Raw genomic sequence first — 21,427 nt, forward strand, 5'->3', positions numbered from 1 at the left:
GCTTACGATCGGATAACAGGCCCCGGCTCAGCCCGCAAGCACGAGGGTTCGGCCACGGCTTGCAGTCGTCCGACGCGCCGGGGGCGCTGCCCCCGGACCCCCGGAGTATTTCGACCAAGAAGAAGGTCAGAAGGTCGTATTGATGGCGCCGCCGTCGAGGAGGATGTTCTGGCCGACGATGAACCCCGCATGCTGGGAGCAGAGAAAGGCGCACATCGCGCCGAATTCCTCGGCGGTGCCGTAGCGGCGGGCGGGAATTGTGGCGGCACGGTTCGCCCGGGCCTCGTCGATCGTGATGCCCTGCGATTTGGCCAGCCCGCCATCCAGCGCGTCGGCCCGGTCGGTCGCGTGGATGCCCGGAAGGAGGTTGTTGATCGTGACCCCATGCGGCGCGACCTGCCGCGCGGTACCCGCGACGTATCCGGTGAGCCCCGTCCGGGCAGCATTCGAAAGCCCGAGTTGGGCGATGGGCGCCTTGACGGATTGAGAGGTGATATTCACCACCCTGCCCCAGCCCCGTCCGATCATCCCGGGCAATATCGCCTTCATCAGTGCGATCGGCGTCAGCATATTGGCGTCGAGCGCACGGATGAAATCCTCGCGATCCCAGTCGGACCAGAGACCGGGCGGCGGGCCGCCCGCGTTGGTCACGAGGATATCGACGCCGTCGGCGGCGGCAAGCACCTCTGCCCTGCCCGACTCGCTCGTGATGTCAGCCGCGACCTCCATCACCGTCACACCATGCGTCGCGCGGATCGCCGCCGCTGTTTCAGCCAGTGCCTCGGCGCCCCGCGCGTTCAACACCAGATCGACACCCGCCGCCGCCAACGCCTCGGCGCAGCCGCGACCCAATCCCTTTGACGATGCACAGACCAAGGCCCGTTTGCCGCGAATCCCAAGATCCATCACAATCTCCCGCTATTTGAGGCGAGCATAGACAAAAGCGGGGCCGAAGCCACCGGCTCCGGCCCTCAAAAGTGTATGACCAACGGGGAGCTTCAGGCGCGATAGATCGCTGTGGTCAGGCGACCATCGAGGAGAAGACATATTCGATACCGGTGAACGCCGCCTCGGCGAAGCCATAGGCAAAACGCAGCCCTTCGGGGCCGGCGACAGTGCCATGTTCAGCATTGCCCGGGACATAGACGGCAACGCCCGGCGTGATTTCATGAGCGACCCCGTCTATCGTGACAACACCCGAGCCGGTCAGTCCGAGGTAGAATTCGGCAGGTGCATGAACATGCGGGTTGAGCGTGCCGCCGGGACCGAACTCGGCAATGCCCAGAACAAATTCGCTGCTATTGGTCTTGTCGCCGGAGATGAGCGTTTTCCACGTGACTGTGCCGAAGACCGGATCGCTGCCACCTTCGGAGGCCACGTCGGCTGCGCTGACGGTAAACGCCTTCTCTGTTGGCGCTTCAGAAAAGTTATCCGCCGGTTTCAGATTCTTCGACCCGATCAGAACATCGGTGCAGGCATCGTGAATTTGAATGATTGCGGTCATGGTCGGCGTCTCCGTGGCGGGGTATCTGTGCGGCTATATTGCGTTTGTCCGGCTTTCAGGCAATGGTCGAAAGAAGCTGAACATTATACGCTGAGGTTATGATGGAAACGCGCCTTCCACCCTTCTCCGGCCTAACCGCCTTTCATGCCGCGGTCCGCCACGGCACGCTGACAGGCGCAGCGCGGGAACTGAACGTCTCGCAGCCCGCGATCTCGCGCCGCATCGCCCAGTTGGAGGCGGACCTCGGCACGCCGCTTTTCGACCGGTCGCGGAAGCCGGTGCAGATGACCGAAGCGGGGCGCGAGATGATGGCGGCCCTCCGCTCCGGTTTCGACATGATCGAGGCGGCAACCGATCGTATCCGGCGCGCGGCAAAGGGTCGGGTTGTCACCGTGTCGGGCCCCTCGGGCTTCGTGGCCTATTGGCTGATCCCGCGACTCGGCGCGTTGCAGGAGGCGATCCCAGGCACGGTGATCCGGATCATCTCCATGGAGCATGGTGAGGCAGGTCGGCCAGGTGACGTGATGATCCGCTTCGGCGTGCCGGACCTCCAGCGCCAGAACGAGGTCAAAATCCTTGGCGAGGAGGTGTTCGCGGCGGCCAGCCCGCTTTATCTCGCCCGCCATAAGGCACCGGGAACGACGGACGACCTCGCGGGGCACACGCTACTGACCATGGAAGACGCACGGCGCTTCTGGCACGATTGGCCAAGCTGGTTTGCCGCGCGCGGCGCGAAAATGCCCGGCGGCACCCGCCATCTTGATTTCAACTCCTATGCAATGCTGATCAACGCGGCACTTGCCGGACAGGGCGTCTGCCTGTGCTGGTCGGGGCTTCTGGACAGTTTTTTTGAAACCGGGGCGCTCGTCCGGCTCGGTGATCAGTCGGCAGCGTCGGAGCGGGGCTATTTCCTCGCCCTGCGCGACGGCCACGGCGCGCGGCCCGAGGTGCGCGAGGTCCTGGGCTGGATCGCCAAGACCGGCGGGGCCGATGCGTTGACGTCGGAACCGTCGCACTGATAATCGGGAAAGGCCACCACGACCGCGACAATCCGGAACCCCAGAATGCCAGATGTCCTTCGGCCCCTGCCCGCCCATATGGCGCATGCTTACGAAGCCGAAGCGCTGCGTGTGGTAAGCGGCGCCAATCTGGGCGATCCTATTACGGTTGCGGCCTTGTGCGAGCCGGGCGACATTTACCGCCTTTCGTCAGGGGCAGTACCCCGAAAGCTGATGCTGCGACCCGAAGGCAGTGACCCCGCGTCGCTTTGCATTGCCGAGGGATCGGAAATCGGGACGCCCGGTGACGCGGTCGCGCTTCTGTCCGTTCTGACATTAATGGCACCGGACGGTGATCAGGTGGAGACGGTATATGTCCGGCACGACGCGACCCGGCTAGGCTATGCGCTTCCGCTGTCGCCGATGGCGCCCAGGACGGACTATACGCTTATCTCCAGCCGTGGGGATGCTGGCGACATCCGTATCACCGATGTGATCTGCACTTCGTTCGCGGCGGGCACGATGATCTCCCTGCCCGGTGGCGCGCAGCGCCCGATCGAGGCGCTCGCCCCGGGTGACGAGGTTTTGACGCGGGATCACGGCGCGCAGCCCATTCGCTGGGTCGGTAAAGCCACGGTGCGGGCCATTGGGGGGTTTGCCCCTGTCGTCATCGCCGCCGGGACGCTTGGCAACCTTGCCGACCTCGTGGTCAGCCCGCATCACCGCATCTTCATCTACCAGCGCGGTCGGCGCTTGGGCAACACTGCGGAACTGCTGGTTCAGGCCCGGTATCTGGTCGACGGCGACCGGGTCGAGCGGCGCGAGGGCGGCTTTGTCGATTATCGCTGTCTCGTGTTCGACCGGCACGAGATCATCTATGCCGAGGGCATCCCGGCCGAGAGCCTGATGGTCAACGAGGCGACCGTGAGCCGCCTGCCCCCCGAACTGGCCGACGAGGTGCGTGCCCGCTTTCCCGGCCTCAGCCAGAGCCAGCATTTCGGCACCGAGGCGGGCCGCGAGATGCTGGACGATGCGGCGCGCGCGGCCATTCTGAACCGGCCGGGGCGCCGCTGACCAGATGTGATCCAACGGAGACGCCTGCGGCGTCACGCCGTGTGTCCGGCCCTGTGCGGTTCCCGCACAAGGCAGCACGCCCGAACGGCCTCTCCCCTTTCCTTCGCCTCCGCCCAAGGCTATATGCCCGCCCATGTTGCAGACGCCCACAAACCGCCCGACCCTGCCCGCCGAGATTGCCCGGCGGCGCACCTTTGCCATCATCTCGCATCCTGATGCGGGCAAGACGACGCTGACCGAGAAGTTCCTCCTGTTCGGCGGTGCGATCCAGATGGCCGGACAGGTCCGTGCAAAGGGCGAGGCACGGCGCACGCGGTCAGACTTCATGAAGATGGAACAGGACCGCGGCATCTCGGTTTCCGCCTCGGCCATGTCCTTCGATTTCGGGAAGTACCGCTTCAACCTCGTCGACACGCCGGGCCACAGCGATTTCTCCGAGGACACCTATCGCACGCTGACCGCTGTCGATGCCGCGATCATGGTGATCGACGGCGCGAAGGGCGTCGAAAGCCAGACGCGGAAGCTTTTCGAGGTGTGCCGCTTGCGGGACCTGCCGATCCTGACCTTCTGCAACAAGATGGACCGCGAGGCGCGCGATACGTTCGAGATCATCGACGAGATTCAGGAAAACCTCGCCATCGACGTGACCCCGGCCTCATGGCCGATCGGCATGGGCCGCGATTTCCTTGGCTGTTACGACATCCTGCACGACCGGCTGGAACTGATGGACCGGGCCGACCGCAACCGGGTGGCCGAAAGCATCAAGATCGAGGGGCTGGACGACCCGAAACTGGCCGACCACGTCCCCGCCGCACAGCTTGAAAAGCTGCGCGAAGAGCTGGAGATGGCGCGCGAGCTTCTGCCCGCCTTCGACCGGCAGGCATTCCTCGAGGGACATCTCACGCCGATCTGGTTCGGTTCGGCCATCAACTCCTTCGGCGTAAAGGAACTGATGACGGGCATCGGCGATTACGGGCCGGAGCCGCAGCCGCAGAATGCCACCGAACGTCAGATCGCGCCCGATGAAGACAAGGTCGCGGGCTTTGTCTTCAAGGTTCAGGCCAATATGGACCCCAAGCACCGCGACCGGGTGGCTTTCGTGCGCCTTGCCTCCGGGCATTTCGAACGGGGCATGAAACTCCTGCACGTGCGCTCGAAAAAGCAGATGGCGATCTCCAACCCCGTCCTCTTCCTCGCCGCCGACCGGGAACTGGCGGAAGAGGCCTGGGCGGGCGACATCATCGGCATCCCGAACCATGGGCAATTGCGCATCGGCGACGCGCTGACGGAGGGAGAGGCCCTGCGTTTCACCGGCATCCCCAGCTTCGCGCCAGAGCTTTTGCAGTCGGTCCGCGCAGGCGACCCCTTGAAGGCCAAGCATCTGGAAAAGGCGCTGATGCAATTCGCCGAGGAAGGGGCTGCCAAGGTCTTCAAGCCGAGTATCGGCTCGGGCTTCATCGTGGGTGTCGTGGGCGCTCTGCAATTCGAGGTTCTGGCGAGCCGGATCGAACTGGAATATTCCCTGCCGGTGCGGTTTGAGTCCTCTCAATTCACCTCCGCCCGCTGGGTAACGGGCCCGAAGGCGGACGTCGACAAATTCGTCAACTCCAACAAAGGGCATATCGCCCATGATCATGACGGCGACATCGTCTACCTTACGCGCCTGCAATGGGATATCGACCGGATCACCCGGGATCATCCTGAATTGAAGCTAAGCGCGACGAAAGAGATGATGGTGTGAACGGGCAACGCGCGTGAAGTGGGTTTTCAACCCGCCCCATATTGTGCGCGATCCCCGCTTTTCCCCGCGAACTGCATCTCCACCCGTTCTGCCCGGCCCGACGCGATCTCGCGCGACAGGCGGAAGCGAATCTGCCAGTCGCGCAGGCGTCGTGTCAGGGTCCGCGGCAGGTCTTGGGGCCGCTCCCCGCCGATATCCGACCCGAACTGCCCCGCATCGTGCAGGACCGGCGCCGGATTAAGGAAGCCGGGGCGGAGAAGTCGGAACCCCATCGACGCCTCGCGCCCAAACAGCGCGTGATCCACGGGCACTCTCAGTCGCGGAAAACGGTCGTTCATCAGCCGAGCTCCTTCGGGCGTGATGATGTAGCCGCAGGTGCCAAGATAGGAACTGTGCAGTCGGTAGAGCCTGATTGTTTCCAAAACCGGGCCAATCACCTCGCCCACGGGAAAGCGGCGGCTTTTCTGCGGGCCGGGCCAGAATTCGAGCTTTAGCACGCCCATGTCATGACGCCGCATCAAACCCGCAAGATCGCAGGACATGAGCCTCGCGAACGAGTCCGCCAGAACTGCGTCATCCTCCAAGACCACTGCGGGCCGTCCGCCATCGGCGATCTGCCGCCAGAGGCGCTGATGGGTCAGGGAACAGGCGATATCACCGCGTGTTGCGGGGAAAGCCCGCGCCTTCATCCCACGCCCGAAAGCAGGACGCAGTTCATGCCCGTCGCCGGCATCAATCGCTTCGCCCCGGCTCCAGTCCAGCCCCAGCCGGCCAAGCTGCGCCGCCATGCTCGCCAGCCGGTCCGGCCGCCGCGCGAGGTTGATCACATGGATGTCCAAGGTCTGCCTCTTTGTCCCCGCGGCCACCCTACCGGCCCGTCATGGCCCCGGCAATTGACCTCATGCGTGTTTTGCAGTAGGGCCCTCTCATCCACATCCGGTGGGTACCTGCCGGGGCGCCCGGAATTCGCGTCCCTTTTCCCTGCGGTCCGATACCGCAACTTATGGACGCTGATGACAAAATTTTCTGACCTGAAGCTGGACCCCAAGGTCCTGCAAGCCATTGCCGAAGCCGGCTACGAAACCCCGACCCCGATCCAGGCAGGCGCCATCCCGCCCGCGCTGGAAGGCAAGGATGTGCTGGGCATCGCCCAGACCGGGACGGGCAAGACCGCATCCTTCACCCTGCCGATGATCACGCTTCTGGGCCGTGGCCGCGCGCGGGCGCGGATGCCGCGTTCGCTGGTGCTGGCCCCCACTCGGGAACTCGCGGCGCAGGTGGCCGAGAACTTCGACATCTATTCGAAGCACACCAAACTGACCAAGGCGCTTCTGATCGGCGGTGTGTCTTTCGCCGAACAGGACAAGCTGATCGACCGGGGCGTTGACGTCCTGATCGCCACGCCGGGCCGGTTGCTCGACCATTTCGAACGCGGCAAGCTCCTCCTGACCGGTGTGCAGATCATGGTGGTGGACGAGGCCGACCGGATGCTCGACATGGGCTTCATCCCGGATATCGAGCGCATCTTCTCGCTCACGCCCTTCACGCGGCAGACGCTCTTCTACTCAGCCACTATGGCGCCCGAGATCGAGCGTATCACCAACGCCTTCCTTCATGCCCCGGCCCGGGTTGAGGTGGCGCGTCAGGCGACGACGTCGGAAACCATCGAGCAGCGGCTGATTGAAATCACTCCTGCCCGCAAGGACCAGACTGCCAAGGCCAAGCGCGAACTCTTGCGCGCGGTGATCGAGGCGGAGGGTGCCGCATGCACAAATGCGATCCTCTTCTGCAACCGCAAGACCGAGGTCGATATCCTCGCCAAGTCGCTGAAAAAATACGGCTTCGACGCGGCCCCGATCCATGGCGATCTGGATCAGAGCCAGCGGATGAAGACATTGGACGGCTTCCGCGACGGCTCTCTGCGATTCCTCGTCGCGTCTGACGTGGCGGCACGAGGGCTCGACATTCCGGCCGTTTCCCATGTCTTCAACTTCGACGTACCCTCCCACGCCGAGGACTATGTCCACCGCATCGGCCGCACAGGCCGCGCAGGTCGCAAGGGGGTTGCCGTCACCATCGCGACGCCGGGCGACAAGAAATACCTCGATGCGATCGAGGCGCTGGTCAAGAATCCGCTGCCGCGCGTGGAGGCCCCTGAAGGTTTTGCTCTTTCGGAAGCGGCACAGCGCGCGCCGCGCAAGGATGACGGCAAGGACAAGGGGCGTGGGCGCGGGCCCCGTGACCGTGACGACCGCAAGCGTCGCCCGGTGAAGCCGCATGGCGAAGAGGCACCGATGGCGCCCCTGGAAACCGCGTCCCCCGTAGCAATGCCCGAACCGAAGGAAGAGGTCCGGGCCGAGCGCAAGCCTGAACCGAAACCCGAACGCAAGTCGGAACCCCGGCAGGACAAGCGCGATGATCGCCGCGACACCCGCAAGGGCGACCGCCGCCGCGAGGACCGCGATGCGCCGGTCGTTGGCATGGGCGATCACGTCCCCGATTTCCTGATGCGCGGGATAAAATCGGAAGACGCATAGAACGCGCCATCTTACCTCTCGTCCATCAGTTTTCGACCGCGCACCGACGGCAGCCAAGTCCACTTCTCACTTGGCCGGCCCGTGCGATGGGACTGGTCGGACTTGTTCGAGAAAAACGGCCTAGGTTGAACGCCTTTGCTGATCTCCCTACGCTAAGGGCCAAAGGGGGAGGATATGCCGCATATCGAGATCAAGGTGATGGAAGGCGTCTTCGACGCAGACGAAAAGGCCCGGATCATCCGCGCGGTGATAAAGGCATTCGGCGATGCGGCGGGCGGCAAGATGTTCGAAAACACCTCGGCGAAGATCGAGGAAATAAAAAGCGGATCGTGGGGTTTCGCCGACCAGATAATGACGACCGAATTCGGTCTGTCGATTAAGAACGACAAGTCTTGAGGTGAACGGACGGACCTTTGCCGTCAGTTGGCGTAAGAGTTGCGGGGCTATCCGCAACACTACACTCGCGCGATCAGTCGATATAGCTGTCGGCCCGTCGACCCGCCCGTTCGTGATGGATGGGCAGCGTGCGGCCATAAAGCTGCATCGTGCGTTCGGGCGCGCCGACCATACCGGGCTCTTCCACATAGGAAAAGATCGCCACATAGCGGCGGCGCGGCCCTTTGAGCGGCGCCACCCGGTGCAGCGAATACCGCCCCCGGAAGATTTGCAGATCGCCGGGTTCGAGGTTCAGCACCTTAACCTTGTCTGACGTGCCATCAAGCACCCGGGTGACCTCATCGAAATTCTCGTCGCCCTTGCGGATGCGCGGCGCATATTCGAATGCACCGCCCTCTTCCGCATTCTGTATCGCCAGTGTCACGGTGTAGTTGTTGGTATCGAAATGCCAGGGGAAACCTGCGCCCTCCTCGGCCATGTTGACGATGACGTCGGCCAACGGGTCGGCGTAGCGATGGAAATGCTCCTCCTGCAAGCAGTCCTGAATGAAACGGTCAAATCCCGCGCTGTCATGGATTGTCCGGAGCGGCCCGTCTTGTGCAAAGTTATCGGCCGGGATGAAGGCGTTTGAGCGGTCGAAGAACTGCCGTTTCGGATGGCTTTCAGGCAGGCTCGGGTCGTCCTTGGTGAAATAGGCATTGGTTCTGTTGAAGCTGCGATGCCCCTTGTCGGCGACACCGTCCGCCTCTGCGGTCAGGGCGGCGATCCCGGCTTGTGTCAGGAAGCCCTTCACCACCGCGCAACCGTCCCGCTCTAGATCAGCCCGCACCCGCGCGATAAGCGCGTCGCGGTTGGGACCGGCCATGTGGATTGGATGGCGGTCAAGATCAATCAGATCGCTCGCGATATGCGGCATCGGGTTTCTCCTTCCTTTCCCGAAAGGAAACCCCGCGTTCTGCCAACGGTCTTGCCTCAAATCGACATCTGAAACGTCGGATTCCGATCTACCCGCCGCTGGACCCGGCTATTCCGCAACCAACCGGCTGGTAACCACCGTGACTTCCGGCTTTTTTCCGATCTCTTCCATCGCCACCTGCCGGACGATGCGTTTGACCGCCTCTTCGACCTTGTCGTCATCGCGCAGGACCTTATCGGCGGCCTTGTCGAAATATTCGTTCAGATCTGCTTCGATCAGGTCGACCAGCGGTTGACCGCTTTTGGTAAGCTCCGACAGGCCCATTGTTTCGACCCAGACCTCGCCCAAGGGTTGGTCATCCTCATCGAGGATCAGGGTGGCCAACACGTGTCCGTTCAGGCCCATGCGGATTCGGTCGCGCACAACGCCATCCATCGCCCCGATCAGCACCGCGCCATCCAGATAGGTCCGGCCCGCCTCGATATATTCGACGATCTCCGGCTCATCCCCGGTCAAGTTAACCATGGTGCCGTTGGTCGCAAGTTCGGCGGCGATGCCCTTCGCGATGCCGATCTTGCAATGTTCACGCAGATGCCGGTGTTCGCCATGCATTGGCAGCAGGATCTTCGGCCGCAGCAGGTCATGCACCGCCTCAAGGTCGGGTCGGTTGGCATGGCCCGAAACGTGGTAGAGCCCGTTCCGGTCGTCGACCACATCGACGCCCATCTCCGAATAGGCGTTCATCACCCGGATCACGCCACGTTCATTGCCGGGGATGGTTTTCGAGGAAAAGAGGAAGGTATCGCCCTCTTTCATCTCCAGCCCCAGATACTTGCCGCGCGCAAGCTGGGCCGAAGCCGCCCGGCGTTCGCCCTGCGACCCGGTGACGATCAGCATCAGGTTCTGACGCGAGACCTCCACCGCCTCTTCCGGCTGGATGATCGGGGGGAAGTCGGTCAGAACCCCGGTTTCCACCGCCGCCGTTATCATCTTCTTCATCGCCCGGCCCAGCATGCAAACCGATCGGCCCGCCGCCCGGCCCGCCTCGGCCAAGGTCTTCAGCCGCGCGACGTTTGAGGCGAAAGTTGTGGCCACGACCATGCCGTCAAGCCCGGCGATCAGCTCGGTCAGCGGCTCGGCCAATGTCGCCTCCGACCGGCCCGGCAAGGGTGAAAACACGTTGGTCGAGTCGCAGGTCAGCACCTTGACCCCGTCACCCTCCTTGGCGATGGCGTGCCATTCCTCGGGGTTGAAGGGTTCGCCCACGATGGGCGTGCCGTCGAGCTTGAAGTCGCCGGTATGGACGATCCGCCCCGCCGGCGTGTCGATGACGAGGGCAGAGCTTTCGGGGATCGAATGGCTGACGGGCACGAACTGCACCCGGAAGGGACCGGCCTCGACAATATCCGGGCGCGGCTTCACCACCTTGATCACGTCAAGAGGGTTGCCCTTTTCCTCCATCTTCAGCGTCGCGAGCGCCGCAGTGAAGGCGCGGGCATAGACCGGGGCCTTGAGCTGCGGCCAGAGATGGCCGAGCGCGCCAACATGATCCTCATGCGCATGGGTGATGAAGATTGCGTCGATCCGGCCTGAGTTTTCTGCCAGCCACGCGGTGTCGGCCATGATCAGGTCAACACCCGGTGTGGTGTCCATATCGGGAAAGGTCACGCCCAGATCGACCACGATCAGCCGTTCCTGATCGGCAGGGCCGTAGCCATAGACATAGGCATTCATGCCGATCTCGCCGGCGCCGCCGAGAGGAAGGTAGATCAGGCGGTCTTTATTGCTCATGCGATATCCTTGTTGAATTCGTGGATCAGGACCAGACCGTGCATGGTCAGATCGTCCTCGACACTGTCGAAAATATCGGTGCCTTGCTCGAACAAGGGTGCGAGCCCGCCCGTCGCGATCACCTTCATCGGCCTCTCGCGTTCGATCCGGATCTGGCGCACGATCCCTTCAACAAGACCGACATAGCCCCAATAGATGCCCGACTGCATGCAGGCGACGGTATTGGTGCCGATGGCCGATTGCGGTTTGGTGACATCGACATGCGGAAGTGCTGCAGCGGCCATATGCAATGCCTCCAGTGATGTCGCGACACCCGGCGAAATCACACCGCCAATATAGGCGCCGTCGGTATCCACAACGTCAAAGGTCGTCGCGGTGCCGAAATCTACGACGATAATATCGCCGCCATGGCGGTCAAAGCCCGCGACGGTATTGACCAGACGGTCGGGGCCGACGGTCGTACCCTGATCGACGCGGGGGGCAACCGGCAGGGCGCAGTCGGGCTTGCCCACGACAAGCGGACGGCAGTTGAAGTAGCGGTCGCAGAGGACACGCAGATTGAAGACGACGCGCGGGGCGGTGGCCGAGATCACGCAGGCGTCGATATCGACCGGGACCTTGTGGTGCTCCATCAGGGTCGAGAACCAGACGAAATACTGATCGGCCGTCCGCTGATGCTCGGTCGAGGTGCGGAGCGTGCAGCGGAATTCCTTGCCGTCCCAGACGGAAAAGACGGTATTGGTATTGCCGCAATCGATGCAGAGAAGCATGGGCGGGCCTTTCAGAAAAAGACGTCGGCAGCGGGAATGTGCCGCTTGCCTTGCGAGGTGACAAGGACAAGCTCTCCATCCTCGGCGATAGTCTCGAATGTGCCTTCGATTGTTTCACCGGGCAGTCGGGCCTTGATCGGCTGGCCGAGTCGCGCGGCGCGGGCGAGCCATGCGGTACGGATCGGGCCGAAGCCGTAGGTCGTAAGCTGCGCCTCCCAGCGGGCGAAGGCGGCCGCCAGATAAGTCAGGAACTCTTCGGGAGGGATGCGGATGCCGGTCTCGCCCTGAACCGAAACGGGGGTCAACGCGCCCTCCTCCACCGCGTCTTTCGGGGGTGCGGCGATGAGATTGACGCCGATGCCGATGGCCAGATGGCTGACCTGACCCGCAGCACCCGCACTCTCCAGAAGAATGCCCGCGACCTTGCCGCCGTTCAGCAGCACATCGTTTGGCCATTTGAGCGTTATGGTCGCCCCGGGCCCGCAGACGGTTTCAAGCGCGTCAGCCAGCGCCAGTGCCGCCACGAAGCTGCGAAGCGCGGCCTTCGCCGGATCACCATTGGGCCGCATGACCAGAGTCGCTGCGAAATTGCCCTCGGGGCTGACCCATGCCCGGCCCCGCCGACCCCGCGCCGCTGTCTGGCGGCGGGCGAGGATCCAGGTGGGCTGGCTCAGGCCGGGTGCGAGCCTTTGCGCCTCGGAATTGGTGCTGTCGACCTCGCCCAGCACATGCCGGGCTACTCCGTCCGGCCAGGCCGAAGGATCAGACCGCTCAGCGGACAAGGATCTCGGCCGCTGCCGCCGCCGCGCCTTCGACGCCCATCAGGTTCACGACGCCCAGAACCATAACCAGCGCCGATGCCATCAGGAGAAGCCACTGCGCGGGCACCATGCGGCTGTCAAGCGGATCGGTCTCGGTCCCGAAATACATGTAGTAGACGATGCGCAGGTAGTAGAATGCACCGATGACCGAAGCGATCGCACCCGCAACGGCCAGCAGGACCATGTCGGCATTCACCGCCGCCAGAAGCACACCGTATTTCGCGAAGAATCCCAGCATCGGCGGCACACCCGCCAGGCTGAACAGAAGCACCAGCATCGCCAGCGCCTTGACCGGCGCCTGCTTGGAATAAAGGTTCAGCGAATCGATATCGGTGACCGGCGCACCGTCGCGTTCCATCGACAGGATGAAAGCGAAGGTACCGACGTTCATCGTCACATAGACCGCCATATAGATCAGCATCGCCTGCACGCCCGCCTGCGTACCGGAAGCAAGCCCGACCAGAGCAAAGCCCATATGGGCGATGGACGAATAGGCCATCAGTCGCTTGATATTGCGCTGGCCGATTGCAGCAATCGCGCCGACGAACATCGACAAAGCTGCGATCAGGGCGACGACCTGGCTCCAATCGCTGACGGCGGCGCCGAAGGCATCATGGACGAGTCGCGCGAACAACCCCATCGCCGCGACCTTGGGGGCCGTTGCGAAGAAGGCTGTGACCGGCGTCGGCGAACCTTCGTAGACATCCGGCGTCCACATGTGGAACGGCACGGCCGAGACCTTGAAGGCCAGACCGGTGATCATGAAGACGAGGCCGAAAAGGAGACCGATAGAGACATGGCCGCCCTGAATCGTCTCGATGATCCCGGCAAAGAGCGTCGTGCCTGTGAAGCCATAGGTCAGCGAAGCGCCATAGAGCAGAAGGCCCGAGGACAATGCGCCGAGGACAAAGTATTTCAGGCCCGCTTCCGTCGATTTCACCGAGTCGCGACGCAAAGAGGCCACGACATAGAGCGACAGCGACTGAAGTTCGAGGCCCATATAAAGCGACATCAGATCGCCCGCCGAAACCATCACCATCATGCCCGCGACAGCGAAGGCCACCAAGAGCGGGAATTCGAACCGCGCAAGACCACGGCGCGCCATGTAGTCCTGACTCATCGCCAGAACGGCGGCGGCGGACAAGAGGACCGTCACCTTGCCGAAGCGCGAAAATGCGTCGTCGTTGAACATGCCGCCGAAGGCCATCACGTCGCCCGGCGCGGACAGCCCGATCCAGGCGGCGATGGCGACAAAGACGCCGACGGTCGCCCAAGTCAGCGTGCCCGTCAGTTCGTCCTTGCCGGTATAGACCGCCCCGATAAGTGCAGCCATCGCATAGACGACCAGAACCACTTCGGGCAGGATGGCGGAGAAATCTGCGGAAATCATCGCGGGTCAATCCTTCAGTGGCTGGCCACCTGCATCCCCGCATCGGCGGGAAGGGCGGCGTGGTAGTCGGAAATCAGCGCCTCGACCGAGGGGCCGATCATGTCGGTCACGAGGCTCGGATAGACGCCCAGAAGCAGGGTCATGGCGACGAGCGGCGCGAAGATCGCCTTTTCGCGGCGGGTCATGTCGGTGATGGTCTTCAGGCTTTCCTTGATCAGGTCGCCGAACACGACCCGGCGGTAGAGCCAGAGCGCATAGGCCGCCGACAGGATCACGCCCGAGGTCGCCACCGCTGCGGCCCAGGTATTGACCTGGAAGATGCCCATCAGCGTCAGGAATTCACCGACGAAACCGGAGGTGCCCGGCAGGCCGACATTGGCCATGGTGAAGAACATGAAGATCAGCGCATAGGCCGGCATCCGGTTCACGAGCCCGCCATAGGCATCGATCTCGCGCGTATGCATCCGGTCGTAGATCACCCCGACACACAGGAAGAGCGCGCCGGAGATGAAACCGTGGCTCAGCATCTGGAAGATCGCGCCGTCGATGCCCTGCTGGTTCGCGGCAAAGATGCCCATCGTCACATAGCCCATATGGGCGACCGAGGAATAGGCGATCAGCTTCTTCATGTCGGACTGCGCCAGCGCCACCAGCGAGGTGTAGACGATAGCGATGGCCGAGAGCCAGAAGATGAAACCAGCGAGAAGGTCCGAGGCGATGGGGAACATCGGCAACGAAAAGCGCAGGAAGCCATAGCCGCCCATCTTCAACAGGATCGCTGCCAGCACGACCGAGCCTGCCGTCGGCGCCTGAACGTGGGCGTCGGGCAGCCAGGTATGGACCGGCCACATCGGCATCTTGACCGCGAAGCTTGCGAAGAAGGCGATCCAGAGAAGTGTCTGCATACCGCCGACGATACGGAAGCCGAGCAGATTCAGCGTCTCGGACGAGAATTGGTGCGTCAGCAATGTCGGGATGTCGGTCGTGCCCGCATCGACATACATCGCGATCATCGCGACCAGCATCAGGACGGAGCCGAGGAAGGTATAGAGGAAGAACTTGAAGGCCGCATAAATGCGGTCCTTGCCGCCCCAGATGCCGATGATCAGGAACATCGGGATCAGGCCCGCCTCGAAGAAGAGGTAGAAGAGCACGAGGTCGAGTGCCACGAAGACGCCGATCATCAGCCCTTCGAGGACGAGGAAGGCGACCATGTATTCCTTGACGCGCGTCTCAACCTCCCAGCACGACAGGATCGTGATCGGCATGAGGAACGTGGTCAGCAGCACGAAGAGGACGGAGATGCCGTCAACGCCGACCTTGTATTTCAGCCCCATGATCCAGTCGCGTTCCTCGACGAACTGAAAGCCCGTGTCACCGGGATTGAAACCCGACAGAAGGAACAGCGAGACGAGGAATGTCGCCGAAGTCGCGATAAGCGCCAGCCATTTGGCATTCCGCCGCGCAGCCGCATCATCGCCCTTGAGAAGAAGGGCGAGAATGGCCGCTGCGACGAGGGGCACGAAAGTGATGATGGAAAGCAGGTTTTCCATTAGTGCGCGCCCCCCATGAGCGACATCCAGGTCAGAAGTGCCGCGATGCCGATGACCATCGCGAACGCATAGGTGAAGATGTATCCCGACTGCGCCTTGTTCACGATGCGGGTCAGCATCGGGACAAAGCCCATCGCGACACCATTGATCGTGCCGTCGATGACATTGCCATCACCCTTCTTCCACAGGAAGCCGCCGATGAACTTGGCCGGACGGACGAAGATGACGTCGTAGATCTCGTCGAAATACCACTTGTTCAGCAGGAACCGGTAAAGGATCGGCTGCTGCGCGGCCAGACGGCCCGGGATCGACGGATCACGGATATAGAAGACGTAAGCCGTGAGAAGCCCGATCAGCATCGCGACAAAGGGAGAGGACTTGACCCAGGCCGGCGAATGGTGGGCGTCGTCGAGAACCGTGTTCGAGGCCTCGGACATGTAGATCGCGCCCTGCGGTGCCTCGCCTGCCATCGCGGCATGCTCACCCGCCGCCTCATCGGTCGCGGCGCCCTGCGCCGTTCCCTCTTCGGCCGTCGTTGCGGCGTGATCTGCCGTGGCTTCGGTCGTGGCCGCGTGATCATCCGTCGTCTCGGTGGCATGACCCTCATCCGCGCCAGCCTCGGCATGTTGTGGCATGGCGAAGAAGCTGACCATCCGGTCGTGATCGCCGAAGAACGGCTTGTACCAGAGCATCCCGGCAAAAACCGCGCCCAAGGCCAGAACACCAAGCGGTGCGACCATGGTCATCGGGCTTTCATGTGCATGCTCATGCGCGTGATGGTCGCCGCGTTCGGTTCCATAGAAGGTCATGAACATCAGCCGCCACGAGTAGAAGCTGGTGAAGAGCGCCGCGATGACAAGAGCCCAGAAGGCAAAACCGTTGCCCGAAGCATAGGCGCTTTCGATGATCGCATCCTTCGACAGGAAGCCCGCGAAGCCGATATAGGTCAGCGGAATGCCGACCCCGGTGATCGCCAGCGTGCCAATCATCATCGCCCAGAACGTATAGGGGATCTTCTTGCGCAGGTTGCCGTAGTTCCGCATGTCCTGCTCATGGTGCATCGCATGGATGACCGAGCCCGCGCCAAGGAACAGCATCGCCTTGAAGAAGGCGTGGGTGAAAAGGTGGAACATCGCCGCGCCATAGATGCCCGAGCCCGCGGCCACGAACATGTAGCCAAGCTGCGAACAGGTCGAATAGGCGATGACGCGCTTGATGTCGTTCTGCACAAGGCCGACGGTTGCGGCAAAGAACGCCGTCGCCGCGCCAATATACATGACGAAAGACTTCGCCTCGGGCGCGTATTCGAAGAGGGGCGACATGCGGCAGACGAGGAAGACACCCGCCGTCACCATGGTCGCGGCGTGGATGAGGGCGGAGACCGGCGTTGGGCCCTCCATCGCGTCGGGCAGCCAGGTGTGCAGGAACAACTGCGCCGATTTGCCCATGGCGCCGACGAAGAGAAGGAAGGCCAGAAGGTTCGCGGCATTCCACTCGGTCCAGAGGAAGGTCAGGTTCGTCTCGGCCAGCGTGGGGGCGGCGGCAAAGACGTCGTCCATGTTGATCGAGTCGACCAGATAGAAGAGGCCGAAGATGCCGAGCGCAAAGCCGAAGTCGCCGACCCGGTTGACGACAAAGGCCTTGATCGCGGCGGCATTGGCCGAAGCCTTGCGGTAGTAGAACCCGATCAGGAGATAAGAGGCGACGCCCACGCCCTCCCATCCGAAGAACATCTGGACGAGGTTGTCGGCCGTCACCAGCATCAGCATGGCGAAGGTGAAGAACGAGAGATAGGCGAAGAAGCGGGGCCTGTAGCTCTCGCCCTCGCGCCAGTTCTCGTCATGGGCCATGTAGCCCCAGGAATAGAGGTGGACGAGCGCCGAGACGGTCGTCACCACGATCAGCATGATCGCCGTCAGCCGGTCAAGGCGGATCGACCACGACGTGTCCAGCGTCCCTGACCGGATGAAGTCAAGGATATGGATGTGCTGGGTGGTGCCGTCGAAACCAAGGAAGACAATCCACGACAGCAGCATCGCGAGGAACAGGAGGCCCGTCGTGACCACCTGCGCCCCGGTCTCGCCGATCACGCGCCAGCCGAAACCGCCGATGAGCGCGCCGATGAGCGGGGCAAAGAGGATGATGGACGTCATGGCTCTTTACCCTTTCATCACGTTGACGTCTTCGACGTCGATAGTGCCGCGGTTGCGGAAGAAGCAGACGAGGATCGCAAGGCCGATCGCGGCCTCGGCGGCGGCGACGGTCAGGACGAACATCGTGAAGACCTGCCCCACGAGGTCACCCAGATAGGCCGAGAAGGCGACGAAGTTGATGTTGACCGCCAGAAGCATCAGCTCGATCGACATCAGGATGACGATGACGTTCTTCCGGTTCAGGAAGATGCCGAAGATGCCGATCACGAACAAAGCGGCGGCAACGCCAAGGTAGTGTGTCAGTCCGATCATCGTTTCCCCCGCCCGATACAGCGTTCATTTTCAGCAATCTGCATCACGGATGCCCGTACCTTAATTGCCAATTGCCCTTTTCGCCCTTTGCCTCCGGATAGAACGCGGCGCATGGGCAGTGCTCCAGGTCTTGCATGTTGAGATTGGTCCACAAACCCAGAGACGAAAAATGCTCGCGGAGGTCCGACAAAGTCACTCTCTCCGGCGATGCCGCCGCGGCAAGGACGAAGGCTTCTACGTCCTGAGCATCATATCCCGTGTAGTCGACAGTCAGAGTTGATCCCGAAAAGCAACTCGCGACGTATACATGCCCGCCGCGACCGTCATCGCCTCGCATTTCGTACATTACGTAGCCAGCACCGATGTCCCTGTGATCTTCGTACCAAACCGTCGGCCCATACGATTGCCCGAACTCACATTCGCTGATCGGGATCGGGGACTCAGCGAAAACGGCCGCTGGCAACAGCGTGCCAAGTGCGACCGCACTGGGTACTATTGAGTTCATCCTCAAAGCCCCTGCCCCGGCTTCACGTCCTTCAGTTCCATCGCCTTGGCCGGATCGCGCCACATCTGCTGAAGCACGTTCTGGCGCTTGACGTCCTTGCGGTGGCGCAGCGTCAGGACAATCGCCCCGATCATTGCGACCAGCAGGATCAGCCCGGCGAGTTGGAACAGAAGGATATACTTGTCGTAGATCAGCATCCCCAAAGCGGCGGTGTTCTGCATGTCGTCGGGCGCCACCGCGCCGCGCATGGCTTCGGCCGTCTCGGCTGTTTCCCATGCGCCAAAGGCGATGCCGAGTTGCATCAGGATCACCACACCGATCAATAGGCCAAGCGGCATGTAGCGCGCCATCTCTCCCTTCAGCTCGGCGAAATCCACATCGAGCATCATCACGACGAACAGGAACAGCACCGCGACCGCGCCGACATAGACGATGATCAGCAGCATCGCCACGAACTCGGCCCCCAGAAGGACAAAGAGCCCTGCCGCGGAGAGGAAGGCGAGGATCAGCCACAGGACCGAATGGACCGGGTTACGCGCCATGACCACCATCAGGCCAGCAGCCACCGCCGTGATGGCGAAAAGGTAGAAGGCGAAGACCATAACGCTCATGCGTCATCTCCCATCTCGTCGAAGACCTTTTGCGCAATCTCCAGCGCGCGGGTCATGGCGGGCAATCCGCCAAAGAGGCTCATCTGGGAAATCACCTCGGCGATCTCCCGTTTCGTCGCCCCGGCTTCCAACGCGTGGCGAATCGTCAGTTTCATCTGCGGCTCGGCCTGCGCGCCGAGGACGGTCAGCGCCGCGACCGTAACCAGAAGCCGGGTCCGGGCATCCAGCCCTTCCTTGTTGAAGGTCTTGCCGAACCACATTTCCATCATGTCCTTGGACATGGTGGGAAAGAGCTTGTCGAGATCGGCGCCCTTGAAATTCTCCAAGGCAGGATTGAAGGCGCGGGCCATTTCCTGGCCCTGCTCCATCATCTGCTGGAAGAGTTTTCCGAAGGCATCGTTCATCTGTAGGGCGCGTCCAGTTCGAGGTTGCGGGCGATCTCGGCTTCCCAGCGTTCGCCGTTGGAAAGCAGTTTCGCTTTGTCGTAGAAGAGTTCCTCGCGCGTCTCGGTCGCGAATTCGAAGTTCGGCCCCTCGACGATGGCATCGACCGGGCAGGCCTCCTGACAGAAGCCGCAATAGATGCATTTGGTCATGTCGATGTCGTAGCGTGTGGTGCGGCGGCTGCCATCCTCGCGCGGTTCCGCGTCGATGGTGATCGCCTGCGCCGGGCAGATCGCCTCGCAGAGCTTGCAGGCGATGCAGCGTTCCTCGCCGTTCGGATAACGGCGCAGCGCGTGTTCGCCGCGGAAACGGGGCGAAAGCGGGCCCTTCTCATGCGGGTAGTTCAGCGTCGCCTTCGGCGCGAAGAAGTATTTCAGCCCGAGGCCGAAGCCCTTGATGAAATCGACCAAGAGGAAGTACTTGGCGGCGCGGTTGTAGTCGATATTCGCCATATCAGCCCCCAATCGCCCAGCGGGCCCAGAAGCCGCCGAGCACTTCGAATTTCGCGAGGAACGAGACGAGCACCACCCAGCCGATGGACAGGGGCAGGAACACCTTCCAGCCTATCCGCATGAGCTGATCGTAGCGGTAGCGGGGCACGATGGCCTTCACCATCGCGAAAAAGAAGAAGAACACCCACATCTTGGCGACCATCCACCACCAGCCATCCGGCAGGAACGGGATGGGCGAGAGCCAGCCGCCGAAGAACAGGAGCGACATCAGCGCGCACATCAGGAAGATGGCGATGTATTCGCCGGCCATGAAGAGAAGGTAGGGGGTCGAGGAGTATTCGACCATGAAGCCCGCGACGAGTTCCGATTCCGCCTCCGGCAGGTCGAAGGGCGGGCGGTTGGTTTCCGCCAGTGCCGAGATGAAGAACAGCACGACCATCGGCAGATGCGGCAGCCAGTACCAGTTGAAAAGCCCCAGATTGCCGTCCTGTGCGGCGACGATGGCCGAGAAGTTCATCGAACCGGTCGAGATGATCACCCCGATGATGATCAGGCCGAGCGAGACCTCGTAGGAAATCATCTGCGCTGCCGAGCGCAGCGAGCCGAGGAACGGGTATTTGGAGTTTGACGCCCAGCCGCCCATGATCACGCCGTAGACCTCAAGCGAGGAGACGGCAAAGACGAAAAGGATGGCCACGTTGATATCGGCCAGAACCCAGCCCGGATGGAACGGGATCACCGCCCAGGCCAGCACCGCCAGCACGAAGGAGAGCATGGGTGCCAGGAAAAAGACGAACTTGTCGGCCCCCGCCGGAACCACGATTTCCTTGACCACATATTTCAATGCATCGGCCACCGATTGCAGCAGGCCAAAGGCGCCCACGACGTTCGGGCCCTTGCGCATCTGCACCGCCGCCCAGATCTTCCGGTCGCCATAGACGAGGAAGAGAAGCGACAGCATCACGAAGGCGATGATGCCCAGGCCCTGCACGAGAATCAGAAGGAACGTGCCCAGTGGTGTTGCCAGAAACTCTGCCATATCTGTCCCCAGTTCCGTCCTTCTTCAGACCGTTGGTATGCCGCGCGCGGCGCAATCGGTCGCCGTCACGCCTGCGTCGATCGTCTTCGCGCCACGGGGCAGTGTCGGCGTGATGCTGTAAACAGCATCCGCGCTCCAAACGCCACCCTCTTCGTTCACATAAACCCGCACCTTGCGGGCAAAACCGTATTCTTTTTCCACTGCATAGCCTGCGACGACACAGGTCACGTAATCCTCGACCTCAGCTTCATCGGCGGCGTTCTCCATCGTCACGAGAAAACCGTAGAGATCGTCGCCAAGTCCGACCGGATCGGCCCCGCGATAGACTGGTTCGCGTATCTCGGTTCCGGTCTCGGCACAGGCCGAGAGCCCACCCGAAAGGGTGAGTGCCACAACCGGAATCACGTGCCAGACTCGCATG

At 62.3% G+C, this 21,427-nt stretch carries 21 protein-coding genes; 5 read left to right on the forward strand and 16 right to left on the reverse strand.

All coding sequences use genetic code 11. From position 1 onward, the window contains the following. Nucleotides 1-126: 126 nt before the first annotated feature. Together QKW60_RS01120 and QKW60_RS01125 are read right to left on the reverse strand one after the other, a co-directional pair. Complete coding sequence (locus QKW60_RS01120; RefSeq protein WP_282365794.1) at nucleotides 127-906, reverse strand: SDR family oxidoreductase; 780 nt, start codon at nucleotides 904-906, stop codon at nucleotides 127-129. Nucleotides 907-1,021: 115 nt separating this feature from the next. Next, the gene (locus tag QKW60_RS01125) at nucleotides 1,022-1,504 is read right to left on the reverse strand and encodes a cupin domain-containing protein (RefSeq protein WP_282365795.1); all 483 of its coding nucleotides are present in this window, start codon (nucleotides 1,502-1,504) and stop codon (nucleotides 1,022-1,024) included. A 101-nt stretch (nucleotides 1,505-1,605) separates the two neighbouring features. On the opposite strand from QKW60_RS01125, the gene QKW60_RS01130 reads away from it, so the two are divergent. The 3 genes from QKW60_RS01130 to QKW60_RS01140 all read left to right on the forward strand — a co-directional run bounded on the left by QKW60_RS01130 (nucleotide 1,606) and on the right by QKW60_RS01140 (nucleotide 5,317). Further along, a complete protein-coding gene (locus tag QKW60_RS01130; protein WP_282365796.1) occupies nucleotides 1,606-2,523 on the forward strand; it encodes a LysR substrate-binding domain-containing protein in 918 nt (305 codons plus the stop codon). A gap of 45 nt (nucleotides 2,524-2,568) precedes the next feature. Then, the gene (locus QKW60_RS01135; protein ID WP_282365798.1) at nucleotides 2,569-3,576 is read left to right on the forward strand and encodes a Hint domain-containing protein; all 1,008 of its coding nucleotides are present in this window, start codon (nucleotides 2,569-2,571) and stop codon (nucleotides 3,574-3,576) included. Nucleotides 3,577-3,709: 133 nt separating this feature from the next. After that, on the forward strand, nucleotides 3,710-5,317 hold the full coding sequence (locus QKW60_RS01140; protein ID WP_282365800.1) for a peptide chain release factor 3: 1,608 nt from the start codon (nucleotides 3,710-3,712) through the stop codon (nucleotides 5,315-5,317). Between the two features lie 26 nt (nucleotides 5,318-5,343). Here QKW60_RS01140 and QKW60_RS01145 read toward each other — a convergent pair whose 3' ends face one another. Beyond that, on the reverse strand, nucleotides 5,344-6,156 hold the full coding sequence (locus tag QKW60_RS01145; protein WP_282365802.1) for a glycosyltransferase family 25 protein: 813 nt from the start codon (nucleotides 6,154-6,156) through the stop codon (nucleotides 5,344-5,346). A gap of 174 nt (nucleotides 6,157-6,330) precedes the next feature. Here QKW60_RS01145 and QKW60_RS01150 point away from each other — a divergent pair, with 174 nt between their 5' ends. Both QKW60_RS01150 and QKW60_RS01155 read left to right on the forward strand, forming a co-directional pair. Continuing rightward, nucleotides 6,331-7,854, forward strand: coding sequence for a DEAD/DEAH box helicase (locus QKW60_RS01150; RefSeq protein ID WP_282365804.1), 1,524 nt, complete (start codon nucleotides 6,331-6,333; stop codon nucleotides 7,852-7,854). 174 nt (nucleotides 7,855-8,028) lie between these two features. Next, nucleotides 8,029-8,250, forward strand: coding sequence for a tautomerase family protein (locus QKW60_RS01155; protein WP_282365805.1), 222 nt, complete (start codon nucleotides 8,029-8,031; stop codon nucleotides 8,248-8,250). A 73-nt stretch (nucleotides 8,251-8,323) separates the two neighbouring features. Here QKW60_RS01155 and QKW60_RS01160 read toward each other — a convergent pair whose 3' ends face one another. The 13 genes from QKW60_RS01160 to QKW60_RS01220 form a co-directional block, all read right to left on the reverse strand. Next, entirely contained in the window at nucleotides 8,324-9,166 is an 843-nt protein-coding gene (locus tag QKW60_RS01160) for a HalD/BesD family halogenase (RefSeq protein WP_282365806.1), read from the reverse strand. A gap of 108 nt (nucleotides 9,167-9,274) precedes the next feature. Beyond that, nucleotides 9,275-10,957 (reverse strand): ribonuclease J, encoded by a 1,683-nt coding sequence (locus QKW60_RS01165; protein WP_282365807.1) that lies wholly within the window; start codon nucleotides 10,955-10,957, stop codon nucleotides 9,275-9,277. Then, nucleotides 10,954-11,727 carry a type III pantothenate kinase gene (locus QKW60_RS01170; protein ID WP_282365808.1) on the reverse strand — a complete coding sequence of 258 codons (774 nt, stop codon included), beginning with the start codon at nucleotides 11,725-11,727 and terminating at the stop codon, nucleotides 10,954-10,956. The genes QKW60_RS01165 and QKW60_RS01170 overlap by 4 nt, the downstream gene beginning before the upstream one ends. Nucleotides 11,728-11,738: 11 nt before the next feature. After that, nucleotides 11,739-12,509: a biotin--[acetyl-CoA-carboxylase] ligase gene (locus QKW60_RS01175; RefSeq protein WP_263738190.1), complete on the reverse strand. Its 771-nt coding sequence runs from the start codon at nucleotides 12,507-12,509 to the stop codon at nucleotides 11,739-11,741. Beyond that, a complete protein-coding gene (gene nuoN, locus QKW60_RS01180; RefSeq protein ID WP_263738191.1) occupies nucleotides 12,499-13,938 on the reverse strand; it encodes an NADH-quinone oxidoreductase subunit NuoN in 1,440 nt (479 codons plus the stop codon). Before nuoN ends, QKW60_RS01175 begins: the two co-directional genes overlap by 11 nt. Nucleotides 13,939-13,952: 14 nt before the next feature. Then, nucleotides 13,953-15,491 (reverse strand): NADH-quinone oxidoreductase subunit M, encoded by a 1,539-nt coding sequence (locus QKW60_RS01185; protein ID WP_282365817.1) that lies wholly within the window; start codon nucleotides 15,489-15,491, stop codon nucleotides 13,953-13,955. Next, a complete protein-coding gene (gene nuoL, locus QKW60_RS01190) occupies nucleotides 15,491-17,644 on the reverse strand; it encodes an NADH-quinone oxidoreductase subunit L (RefSeq protein WP_282365819.1) in 2,154 nt (717 codons plus the stop codon). Before nuoL ends, QKW60_RS01185 begins: the two co-directional genes overlap by 1 nt. A 6-nt stretch (nucleotides 17,645-17,650) precedes the next feature. Further along, nucleotides 17,651-17,956, reverse strand: coding sequence for an NADH-quinone oxidoreductase subunit NuoK (gene nuoK, locus QKW60_RS01195; protein WP_263738194.1), 306 nt, complete (start codon nucleotides 17,954-17,956; stop codon nucleotides 17,651-17,653). 507 nt (nucleotides 17,957-18,463) lie between these two features. Beyond that, nucleotides 18,464-19,072 carry an NADH-quinone oxidoreductase subunit J gene (locus QKW60_RS01200; protein ID WP_282365822.1) on the reverse strand — a complete coding sequence of 203 codons (609 nt, stop codon included), beginning with the start codon at nucleotides 19,070-19,072 and terminating at the stop codon, nucleotides 18,464-18,466. Beyond that, entirely contained in the window at nucleotides 19,069-19,476 is a 408-nt protein-coding gene (locus tag QKW60_RS01205) for a carboxymuconolactone decarboxylase family protein (RefSeq protein WP_282365824.1), read from the reverse strand. Before QKW60_RS01205 ends, QKW60_RS01200 begins: the two co-directional genes overlap by 4 nt. Beyond that, complete coding sequence (gene nuoI / locus QKW60_RS01210) at nucleotides 19,473-19,967, reverse strand: NADH-quinone oxidoreductase subunit NuoI (protein ID WP_282365825.1); 495 nt, start codon at nucleotides 19,965-19,967, stop codon at nucleotides 19,473-19,475. The genes QKW60_RS01205 and nuoI overlap by 4 nt, the downstream gene beginning before the upstream one ends. A 1-nt stretch (nucleotide 19,968) precedes the next feature. After that, on the reverse strand, nucleotides 19,969-21,006 hold the full coding sequence (gene nuoH / locus QKW60_RS01215; RefSeq protein ID WP_263738198.1) for an NADH-quinone oxidoreductase subunit NuoH: 1,038 nt from the start codon (nucleotides 21,004-21,006) through the stop codon (nucleotides 19,969-19,971). 24 nt (nucleotides 21,007-21,030) lie between these two features. After that, nucleotides 21,031-21,426 (reverse strand): hypothetical protein, encoded by a 396-nt coding sequence (locus tag QKW60_RS01220; RefSeq protein ID WP_282365827.1) that lies wholly within the window; start codon nucleotides 21,424-21,426, stop codon nucleotides 21,031-21,033. Between the last annotated feature and the right edge of the window lies 1 nt (nucleotide 21,427).

The organism is Albidovulum aestuarii (assembly GCF_029961185.1).
Lineage (GTDB): Bacteria > Pseudomonadota > Alphaproteobacteria > Rhodobacterales > Rhodobacteraceae > Albidovulum > Albidovulum aestuarii.

Coding starts and splice junctions, on each gene's coding strand:
- QKW60_RS01120 (WP_282365794.1), bottom strand. CDS start 906: ATGGATCTTGGGATTCGCGGCAAACGGGCCTTGGTCTGTGCATCGTCA.
- QKW60_RS01125 (WP_282365795.1), bottom strand. CDS start 1,504: ATGACCGCAATCATTCAAATTCACGATGCCTGCACCGATGTTCTGATC.
- QKW60_RS01130 (WP_282365796.1), top strand. CDS start 1,606: ATGGAAACGCGCCTTCCACCCTTCTCCGGCCTAACCGCCTTTCATGCC.
- QKW60_RS01135 (WP_282365798.1), top strand. CDS start 2,569: ATGCCAGATGTCCTTCGGCCCCTGCCCGCCCATATGGCGCATGCTTAC.
- QKW60_RS01140 (WP_282365800.1), top strand. CDS start 3,710: ATGTTGCAGACGCCCACAAACCGCCCGACCCTGCCCGCCGAGATTGCC.
- QKW60_RS01150 (WP_282365804.1), top strand. CDS start 6,331: ATGACAAAATTTTCTGACCTGAAGCTGGACCCCAAGGTCCTGCAAGCC.
- QKW60_RS01155 (WP_282365805.1), top strand. CDS start 8,029: ATGCCGCATATCGAGATCAAGGTGATGGAAGGCGTCTTCGACGCAGAC.
- QKW60_RS01160 (WP_282365806.1), bottom strand. CDS start 9,166: ATGCCGCATATCGCGAGCGATCTGATTGATCTTGACCGCCATCCAATC.
- QKW60_RS01165 (WP_282365807.1), bottom strand. CDS start 10,957: ATGAGCAATAAAGACCGCCTGATCTACCTTCCTCTCGGCGGCGCCGGC.
- QKW60_RS01170 (WP_282365808.1), bottom strand. CDS start 11,727: ATGCTTCTCTGCATCGATTGCGGCAATACCAATACCGTCTTTTCCGTC.
- nuoN (WP_263738191.1), bottom strand. CDS start 13,938: ATGATTTCCGCAGATTTCTCCGCCATCCTGCCCGAAGTGGTTCTGGTC.
- QKW60_RS01185 (WP_282365817.1), bottom strand. CDS start 15,491: ATGGAAAACCTGCTTTCCATCATCACTTTCGTGCCCCTCGTCGCAGCG.
- nuoL (WP_282365819.1), bottom strand. CDS start 17,644: ATGACGTCCATCATCCTCTTTGCCCCGCTCATCGGCGCGCTCATCGGC.
- nuoK (WP_263738194.1), bottom strand. CDS start 17,956: ATGATCGGACTGACACACTACCTTGGCGTTGCCGCCGCTTTGTTCGTG.
- QKW60_RS01200 (WP_282365822.1), bottom strand. CDS start 19,072: ATGAGCGTTATGGTCTTCGCCTTCTACCTTTTCGCCATCACGGCGGTG.
- QKW60_RS01205 (WP_282365824.1), bottom strand. CDS start 19,476: ATGAACGATGCCTTCGGAAAACTCTTCCAGCAGATGATGGAGCAGGGC.
- nuoI (WP_282365825.1), bottom strand. CDS start 19,967: ATGGCGAATATCGACTACAACCGCGCCGCCAAGTACTTCCTCTTGGTC.
- nuoH (WP_263738198.1), bottom strand. CDS start 21,006: ATGGCAGAGTTTCTGGCAACACCACTGGGCACGTTCCTTCTGATTCTC.
- QKW60_RS01220 (WP_282365827.1), bottom strand. CDS start 21,426: ATGCGAGTCTGGCACGTGATTCCGGTTGTGGCACTCACCCTTTCGGGT.